The sequence below is a fragment of the Streptomyces anatolicus genome, from assembly GCF_019400875.1.
Classification (GTDB): domain Bacteria; phylum Actinomycetota; class Actinomycetes; order Streptomycetales; family Streptomycetaceae; genus Streptomyces; species Streptomyces anatolicus.
On record NZ_WMBF01000260.1, the window covers coordinates 1 to 8,754 of the forward strand.

Genomic DNA, 8,754 nt, shown 5'->3' on the forward strand with positions numbered 1-8,754 from the left:
GAGGAGTTCACGCGCGTACAACTGCTCCACATGCTGCGACAGGACGAGCACCGGCAGCCCCGGCCTGGCCCGGCGGGCGGCCAGCGCGCACTGCAGGCCCTCGTCGGTGTGGGACGGCGGGAGCCGGACGTCGACGACGGCGACGTCCGGCCGCAGCTCAGCGAGGGCCTTGGTGAGTTCGGGCCCGCTCTCCACGGCCGCCGCGATCTCGAAGTCGAACGCCTCCAGCATCCGCACCAGGCCGTCGCGGAGCAGGAAGAGGTCTTCGGCTAGGACAACGCGCAAGGGATCTCCATGGTCACCATGGTCGGACCGCCCGCGGGGCTGCTGACGGCCAGTACGCCGTCGAATGTACCGAGTCGGCGTTCGATCCCGCTCAGCCCGGAGCCCGCCCCGAGAGCGGCGCCGCCCTTGCCGTTGTCGGTGACCGCGATGCGCAGCATGCCGTCGGCGTGGTGCACGTCCACCCAGATCCGCTCGGCCCCCGCGTGCTTGATGGCGTTCGTCAGCGACTCGCTCACCGCGAAGTACGCCGCCGACTCCACCGGCGCCTCGACCCGGCCCGCCAGCTCCACATCGACCTCCGTGGGGACCGGCAGCCGCAGCGCGAGGGCCTTCACCGCGTCCCCGAGGCCCCGCTCGGCGAGGACCGGCGGGTGGATGCCGCGCACCAGGTCACGCAGCTCGGTCAGCGCCTCGCCGGAGTCCTGCCGCGCCTTGGCGAGCAGCTGCTTGGCCCTGGCCGGATCCGTCTCGATCAGCGCCTCGATGGTGCCGAGGTCCATGCCCATGGCGACCAGACGGGCCTGCGCCCCGTCGTGCAGATCGCGCTCGATGCGGCGCAGCTCGGCGGCGGAGTTGTCCACGGCGTCGTGCCGGGTCTCGGTCAACCGGTCGACGCGCTGCGCCAGTTGGCGCTCCCGCATGGCCGGGGTGGGCGCCAGGAACGTACGGGCGAGGAGGAAGTGGGAGCGTACGAGGGAGGTGTTGACGACCACGCCGAGCAGGAAGAAGCCCACGCCGAGCGCCGCGGCCTGGTTCGCGGTGGACTGCGAGGTGACGTGGATCCAGGCGAACCACTCGCCGCCGCCCGCCTCGTGGATGGGCTTCCACACGCCGAGCGCGAGCACCCAGCCGTACAGCATGTAGAGCGGCAGCGCCGGGGGGAGGATCGCGAGGATGAAGCCCGCGGTCATGTTCACCAGGAGCCACTGGAGGTCGCGCCAGGTCGCCGGGTCCTTCAGCATCAGCGAGCAGCGCTCCACCTGCCCGGTCAGGCCCGACCGCGTCCCGGCGGGAAAGGGGCGGTAGGGCGACGGGATCTGGACGCCGGACCACTCGGCGGCCCGCGCGCGGTGGGCGTCGGCGTACTTGCGTACGCCCATGAGGACGGCCGGGGTGGTGAGGAAGCCGATCCCGAGCAGCAGGAACGCGAGCGAGACGACCGAGAACACGAACAGGACGATCGACCCCACCAACGAGACGATCGCCAGATAGAGGCCCCGGGCCCCCGCGATCACTGCGTCCTTCACTCTCGTCATGGCATCCATCCCTCTCGGCGGCTACGGCGTCGCCCAGTCTCGCCTGTGCCACGTGCCCAGGTCACGGGGCCCGCCACCCGGGCCGGGGTGTACCTGACGACACCCCCTGACCTCGCCCTGCGCTTCCCGCGGAGGGGGCCTCGGCGGCTGGGGCGCGAAGGCGCCGCTTCCTAGCGTGAGGCACGTCTTATCCGACGCTTACTTGCGCAGACTGATGGGGGGAAGCGCCATGAGGCGAAACCTCGCGGCACGACTTGGGGTGTGGAGCGCACACCACCGCAGAACGGCCGTGCTCGGCTGGCTGGCCCTGGTGGTGCTCGCCACGGTCCTCGGCGGGGCCAGCGGCACGGTCACCGCGACCGACGACGAGATGGGCGTCGGCGACTCGGGCCGGGCCGCCGGGATCCTCAAGGACGCCGGCATCGACGAGCCCGCGGGCGAACTCGTCATGGTCACCGCCCGGACGCCCGACGGCTGGCGCGAGGTGGCGGCCGACCTGTCGAAGGCGCTGACGGCGACCGGTGACGTGACCCGCCTCCAGGAGCCGCTGCGCTCCGAGGACGGCAAGGACGCGCTGCTCCGCTTCGAGATCAAGGGCCCATCGGACGAGGCGGCCGACCGCGTCGAGCCGGTGCTCGACACCGTCGCCGAGGCGAAGGAGGCGGGCGCGGCGCACGGCATCGCGATCCATCAGTTCGGCGAGGCCAGCTCCGAGAAACACCTCTCCGACCTGCTCGCCGACGACCTGAAACGGGCCGAGTTCACCGCGGTGCCGCTCGCCCTCGGCATCCTCCTCGTCGCCTTCGGCGCGGTGGTCGCGGCGCTGCTGCCGGTCGGCCTCGCGCTCACGGCGTGCGTGGCGGCGTTCGGACTGCTCTCCCTCGCAAGCCATCAGCTGCATCTGTTCGAGACGACGTACTCCGTGATGTTCCTGATGGGCCTCGCGGTCGGCGTCGACTACTGCCTGTTCTATCTGCGCCGCGAGCGGGACGAGCGGGCGGCCGGACACGACGCGGACACCGCGCTGCGGATCGCCGCCGCCACCAGCGGGCGGGCCGTCCTCGTCTCGGGCCTTACGGTGATGGTCGCGATGGCGGGCATGTTCCTGTCCGGGCTGCTCCTCTTCAAGGGCTTCGCGGTCGCCACGATCCTGGTGGTGTGCGTGGCGATGCTCGGCTCCGTCACGGTCCTTCCTGCGCTGCTCGCCGGGCTCGGCGACCGGATCGACGCGGGCCGCGTCCCGTTCCTGAACCGCCGCGCCAAGAGGGGCGGCACGCGTGCCGGAGGCGGTACCGCGTCCTCGGGTGGTGCTGTCGCCAGCAGGCTGCTGCGGCCCGTCCTCGCACGCCCCAAGTTCTTCGCCGTCGGCGCGACGGTGCTGCTCCTCGCGCTCGCCGCGCCCGCGCTCGGCATGAAGACCGAACAGCTCGGCCTGGAGAAGCAGTTCGGCTCCGACGCCCCGCTCTCCATCGCCTACAAGAAGATCACCGAGGAGTTCCCCGGCGGCCCCGCCCCGGCCCGCGTGGTCGTCGAGGCGGACGACATCGGCGCCCCGAAGGTGCGCGACGCCCTCGACACCCTGACGAAGCAGGCGGGCGACGGTGCCGAACTCACCGTCCACAAGGCGGCGGACGTCGCCGAGATCGAGGTGCCGCTGCCGGGCGACGGCACCGGCGCCGAGGCGAAGAAGGCGCTCGGCGAACTGCGCGACGACACGGTCCCCGCCGCCTTCGAGGGCGTGGCCGCGACGGCGTACGTGGGCGGCGACCTGGCCTCGTCGGAGGACTTCAGCGACCAGCTCGGCAGGGGCATCGTCCCCGTCTTCGCCTTCATCGCCGCGGTGACGTTCCTGCTGATGCTCCTCAGCTTCCGCTCGGTGGTGATCGCGGTGACGTCGATCGCCCTCAACCTGCTCTCCGTGGGCGCCGCGTACGGCGTCATGACCGCCGTCTTCCAGCACGGCTGGGGCGCGGAGCTGATCGGCTCGGAGCAGGTCGGCGCGATCGAGAACTGGATGCCGCTCTTCGTCCTCGTCGTCCTCTTCGGCCTGTCGATGGACTACCACGTGTTCGTGGTCTCCCGGATCAGCGAGTCCCGGGAGCGGGGCATGGACAACCGCGCGGCGATCCGCGAGGGCGTCACCCGCACGGCGGGAGCGGTGACGGGCGCGGCCGTGATCATGGTGGCGGTCTTCGCGGTCTTCGGCACGCTGTCGATGCAGGACATGCAGCAGATGGGCGTGGGCCTCGGCGTGGCGGTCCTGCTCGACGCCACGGTGGTCCGCATGGTCCTGCTGCCGTCGGTGATGGCGCTGCTGGGGGAGCGCAACTGGCGTACGCCGCGCTGGCTTTCGTGGCTCCCGCGGGTCTCCCACGAGGAGGCGGGGCCGACCGCCCCGCTTCGGACCGGGCGCCACAACTCCCCGGTGGCGAGCAGGCGTTGACGCGGCCGTGACGACGGCCCCCTGTGCGGAGTGACCGCACAGGGGGCCACGCGCCCACTACAGGCCGAGCGCCTTCGCCTCCTTGTCGGGGGCGAGGCCGACCACCGGCCGGTCGGGCCGCCGCGGCGGGGTCCCGCCGATGGACTGGAGCCATTCCCATGTGCCGCGCACCGTCTCGGCGACGGGCCTCGCCTTGAGCCCCGCGGCGATCGCCTTCTCCGACGAGGTCCGGTGCATCGTGTCGTGCAGCTCACCGGGTGCCAGCCAGACCGGCAGCTCCATCCACTGCTCGATGCCCGCCTCCAGCACCACTTCGGGAGCCGTCCAGCGCAGCTCGAGGCCAGGGCCCCCGGCGACCTGCGCGCACGCGTCGAGCAGCTCGCCCATCGTGAACCGGCCCATGGGGCTGACCAGGTTGTACGGCCCGTGCAGCTGCGCGGCGGCCGCGTCGAGGACCCACTCCGCGAGGTCCCGCACGTCGACGTACTGGATCTCCAGGTCCCGGGGGCCGGGGGCCAGCACCGGCCCGCCCCGCGCCATCCGGTTCAGCCACCACGGCAGCCGGCCGATGTTCTCGTACGGGCCGAGGATCAGCCCTGCCCGCGCGAGGATCGTCCGCTCGGCGCCGAACGCGTCGATCGCCGCCAGCTCGCCGCCCCGCTTGTCCTCCGCGTACGCCGTCGCCTCCGCGTCGAGGTCACCGTCCACCACGGGGAAGCTCTCGTCGGACCCGGCCTCGCCCGGGTAGCGGTACACGGAACCGCTCGACACGTACACATACCGCCCCGCGCGCCCGGCGAGCAGCCGCGCCGAGTCCCGTACGACATGCGGCGCGCCCGACCAGGTGTCGACCACCACGTCCCACTCGCCCTCGCCGAGCCCCGCGAGGCCGCCTTCCTCCGTACGGTCGCCGTGGATGACCCGGGTCCCCTCGGGCGCCGCGTGCCGGCCGCGGTGGAAGACGGTCACCTCCCAGTCGCGGACCAGCGCGGCCTCGGTGACGGCGCGGCCCACGAACTCGGTACCACCCAGCATCAGAAGTCTCATGAGGGTGACTCTGCCCTGGTGGGAGGGGGCAGGGGAACGACTTCTGCTCCCAGCAGAGAGCGAACCCCGCTCAGCGGGAGACCGGCGGCGCGTACTTGTAGCCCACCCGCCGCACGGTCTGGATCGCCCTGCGGTGCTCGGCGCCGAGCTTGCGCCGCAGCCGCGCGACATGGACGTCCACGGTGCGGCCGTCGCCCACGTGGCCGTACCCCCACACCGTGGTCACCAACTGGTCCCGGGTGTGCACCCGGTGGGGGTGCGCGACGAGGTGCGCGAGGAGTTCGAACTCCAGATACGTGAGGTCAAGGGGCCGCCCGTCGACCTCGGCGGAGCGCCGCACGGGGTCGACGCTGACCGGCCCGGTGACCGGCGGCCGGGGCTCGGCCGGCTCCTGCGCCGCGGCCGGTACGAGGACGAGGTAGCCGACCATCGGCGGCTGGCCCGGCAGAGTCGGCAGGGCGTGCTGGGGCGCGGGCAGCCAAGTGGTGCCCGGCGGCAGGAAGTCGGGGATGTGCGCCACCTCGTCCGGGGCGACGGCCCGCAGGCGCCCCCGGGCGGCGGGGGCGGAGGCGGTCGCGGGGGCGGCAGCGGCAGCGGCAGCGGCAGTGAAAGTACGGGAGTTAGCCATGGCAGGTCAGCTCTTTCGCGCGAAGAAAGGAGTCGTCGAGAACGAGACGTACGTCGTTACGTCGTGCGCGTCAGGCGAAGGCCGGGGTGAACGGCTTTAGAAGGCCCGCGCGTTCGTCGCGCGGCAACACACCCGGTCGAAGTCGTGATGCTGACGGGAGGGCCAGAAAGGCTCGAGGTCGTCACGACCGGTCGAGGTGTTCTGGTGGCTGCCCATGCCCCCCATTGAATCAGATGACGACGACGGCGCCCACCGGTATCGGCGGGCGCCGTCGTCGAAGGCGTGCACGGCGGATCAGACCTGGCCGGCCTTCTCCAGGGCGGCGCAGCACGTGTCGACGAGGAGGCGCGTCACCACGTACGGGTCGACGTTCGCGTTCGGGCGGCGGTCCTCGATGTAGCCCTTGCGGTCCACCTCGACCTGCCACGGGATGCGGACCGAGGCGCCGCGGTCGGAGACGCCGTAGCTGTACTCGTTCCACGGGGCGGTCTCGTGCAGGCCGGTGAGGCGGTCGTCGATGCCGGCGCCGTAGTTCTTGACGTGGTCCATCGGCTTGGAGCCCTCGCCCAGCGACTCGCAGGCGGTGATGATCGCGTCGTAACCCTCGCGCATCGCCTTCGTGGAGAAGTTGGTGTGCGCGCCCGCGCCGTTCCAGTCGCCCTTGACCGGCTTGGGGTCGAGGGTCGCGGAGACCTTGAAGTCCTCGGCGGTGCGGTAGAGCAGCCAGCGGGCCACCCACAGCTGGTCGGAGACCTCCAGCGGGGCGAGCGGGCCGACCTGGAACTCCCACTGGCCCGGCATGACCTCGGCGTTGATGCCGGAGATGCCGAGGCCCGCCTTGAGGCAGTTCTCCAGGTGCGCCTCGACGACGTCACGGCCGAAGATCTCGTCCGAGCCGACGCCGCAGTAGTAGCCGCCCTGCGCGGCGGGGAAGCCGCCGACGGGGAAGCCGAGCGGGCGGTCGCCCTCGAAGAAGGTGTACTCCTGCTCGATGCCGAAGATCGGCTCCTGCGCGGCGAAGCGGGCCTCGACCTCGGCCAGTTCGGCGCGGGTGTTGGACTCGTGCGGCGTCATGTCCGTGTTGAGGACCTCGCACAGGACGAGTACGTCGTCGCCGCCGCGGATCGGGTCCGGGCAGGTGAAGACCGGCTTGAGGACGCGGTCGGAGGCGTGACCCTTGGCCTGGTTCGTGCTGGACCCGTCGAAGCCCCAGAGCGGCAGCTCGGCGCCCTTCGCGTCCTCCCCGAGGATCTTCGTCTTCGAACGGAGCTTCGCCGTCGGCGCGGTGCCGTCGATCCAGATGTACTCAGCCTTGAAGGTCACGGGTGCCTCATCCTTAGACGCTCGGTACGGCGCAGAACGTGCGGGTGCTGCGGTGCCGTGGTGATGAGCGGCAGCCTGGCAACCGGCGATTTCCCGGCCGTTGCTCTTGTGTGAACCCCGTGTTACCTGCGTCAGGAGTGGCCCACATCACTTGATGACCGCGTTCGCGGCGGCGATGACCAGGCCGATCGCCGCGTCCGCGCCGCCGATCAGGACCGCCGAGCGCCGCCGGTAGCCGACCCGCAGCGCGGCGAAGGTGCCCCAGCCGAAGAGGAGCGCGGCGTTCAGGAGCAGCCCGGCGCAGGTGACGGGCGGCTCGGGCCAGCCGAAGGCTCCGGCGAGCAGCAGCAGGGCCACCGTGGGCCAGCAGGCGACGATGACCGGCCACTCGTCGACGAGCGCCAGGCCCAGCTGGCGCCAGCGGTGGATGCCCGCGCCCGGCCGGTGGGTGCACATGTGGTGGGCGTAGCCGTGCGCGAGGCCGGCCGTGCCCGCGGTCACCATGATCCAGGCCGCGTCGTAGAGGGGCGTGTAGACGGCGTCCCCCGAGTGCAGCGCGGCCAGCAGCGCGCTCGCGAGGACGGTTCCGTATACGCCTCCGAACAGCCAGCTCCGCACGGCGCTCCTCTCCCCGCCCCGGAACCCTCGTCCGGGCGGCAGCCCGTCTGGTGCCCTTGGCTGCGTACGGTTATGTAACGGTTTGCCGGAGTTCTCCCATCGGTCGACGGGCGAGGGCTCGCTCCCGCCAGGCGCCCGGTGCCCGGCGCCCCGGGCGGGTGCGCCGGTAGGGTGCGTGCCGTTGCCCGTTGCCCGTTGCCCGTTGCCCGTTGACCGCTGGCCGGGCGCAGAGGCGGAGGAGACCCGATCCCATGGCTGACACGGACGCGTTCCAGGCGGCGTACGACGCGCTCCTCGCCAAGTGGCCCGAGGGGACCACGACCCGGACCGTCCCCACGCCCTTCGGGGACACGCACGTCACCGTCCACGGCTCCGATGGCGCCGGTGACGGCGTTCCGCTCGTGCTGCTGCCCGGCGGCGGGGCGACGGGAGTCAGCTGGTTCGTGAACGCCGCCGAACTCTCCCGTACGCGCCGGGTGTTCGCCGTCGACCTGATCGGGGAACCCGGGCGCAGCGGCCGAGAGGAGCGGCGGCCGATCAGGACCGTGGCCGACCTGACGGCCTGGCTCGACGCCCTGCTCGACGGCCTGGGGATACCGGCGGCCGACCTCGCAGGACACTCGTACGGGGCCTGGATCGCCCTCCACTACGCGCTGCGCGCCCCCGGCCGCGTACGGCGCCTGGTCCTCCTCGACCCCACCCAGTGTTTCGCGGGCTTCCGCCCCGGCTATCTGCTGCGCGCCCTGCCGACACTGCTGCGCCCCTCGGGCAAGGTCACGCGCGCCTTCCTCGCCTGGGAGACCCGCGGCGCCCCGCTCGACGCCGACTGGCTCGCCCTCCAGGAGCGCGCGGCCGCCTTCCCCTCCGCCAGGCCGGTCACGGGCCCGCGCCCGGCCCCGGCCTCCCTGCGCGAGCTGCGTCTTCCGGTGCTGCTCCTCCTGGCGGCCCGCAGCCGCGCCCACGACATCCGCAAGGTCGCCGCCCGGGCCCGCGCCCTGCTCCCCGACGTGACGGTGGCGACCCTGCCGGACGTCTCGCACCACGCGCTCCCGCATGCGCGGCCCGCGGAGCTGGACCGGGCGGTGACGGAGTTCCTGGCGTCGCCACCGGCGCCGTAGTCGGCCGCGACGTCAGCGGCAGCGGGGGGACGGGGG

General features: G+C 72.5%; 8 protein-coding genes. 2 read left to right on the forward strand and 6 right to left on the reverse strand.

Annotated features, from left to right (window positions below):
• Window positions 1-285 (reverse strand): response regulator (locus tag GKQ77_RS21255; RefSeq protein ID WP_219690517.1); only part of this gene is annotated, 285 nt, incomplete at its 3' end.
• Window positions 270-1,550, reverse strand: coding sequence for a sensor histidine kinase (locus GKQ77_RS21260; RefSeq protein WP_219690518.1), 1,281 nt, complete (start codon window positions 1,548-1,550; stop codon window positions 270-272). The genes GKQ77_RS21260 and GKQ77_RS21255, both read right to left, overlap by 16 nt.
• 220 nt (window positions 1,551-1,770) lie before the next feature.
• Here GKQ77_RS21260 and GKQ77_RS21265 point away from each other — a divergent pair, with 220 nt between their 5' ends.
• Window positions 1,771-3,984: an MMPL family transporter gene (locus GKQ77_RS21265; RefSeq protein ID WP_219690519.1), complete on the forward strand. Its 2,214-nt coding sequence runs from the start codon at window positions 1,771-1,773 to the stop codon at window positions 3,982-3,984.
• A gap of 57 nt (window positions 3,985-4,041) precedes the next feature.
• Here GKQ77_RS21265 and GKQ77_RS21270 read toward each other — a convergent pair whose 3' ends face one another.
• The 4 genes from GKQ77_RS21270 to GKQ77_RS21285 form a co-directional block, all read right to left on the reverse strand.
• Window positions 4,042-5,031 (reverse strand): NAD-dependent epimerase/dehydratase family protein, encoded by a 990-nt coding sequence (locus tag GKQ77_RS21270; protein ID WP_219690520.1) that lies wholly within the window; start codon window positions 5,029-5,031, stop codon window positions 4,042-4,044.
• Between the two features lie 70 nt (window positions 5,032-5,101).
• A complete protein-coding gene (locus GKQ77_RS21275) occupies window positions 5,102-5,659 on the reverse strand; it encodes a winged helix-turn-helix domain-containing protein (RefSeq protein ID WP_219690521.1) in 558 nt (185 codons plus the stop codon).
• A 294-nt stretch (window positions 5,660-5,953) separates the two neighbouring features.
• The gene (gene glnII / locus GKQ77_RS21280) at window positions 5,954-6,982 is read right to left on the reverse strand and encodes a glutamine synthetase (protein ID WP_219690522.1); all 1,029 of its coding nucleotides are present in this window, start codon (window positions 6,980-6,982) and stop codon (window positions 5,954-5,956) included.
• Window positions 6,983-7,129: 147 nt separating this feature from the next.
• Entirely contained in the window at window positions 7,130-7,600 is a 471-nt protein-coding gene (locus GKQ77_RS21285; RefSeq protein ID WP_219690523.1) for a hypothetical protein, read from the reverse strand.
• Window positions 7,601-7,851: 251 nt separating this feature from the next.
• Here GKQ77_RS21285 and GKQ77_RS21290 point away from each other — a divergent pair, with 251 nt between their 5' ends.
• Window positions 7,852-8,718, forward strand: a complete 867-nt coding sequence (locus GKQ77_RS21290; RefSeq protein WP_219690524.1) for an alpha/beta fold hydrolase — start codon at window positions 7,852-7,854, stop codon at window positions 8,716-8,718.
• The last annotated feature ends 36 nt before the right edge of the window (window positions 8,719-8,754 follow it).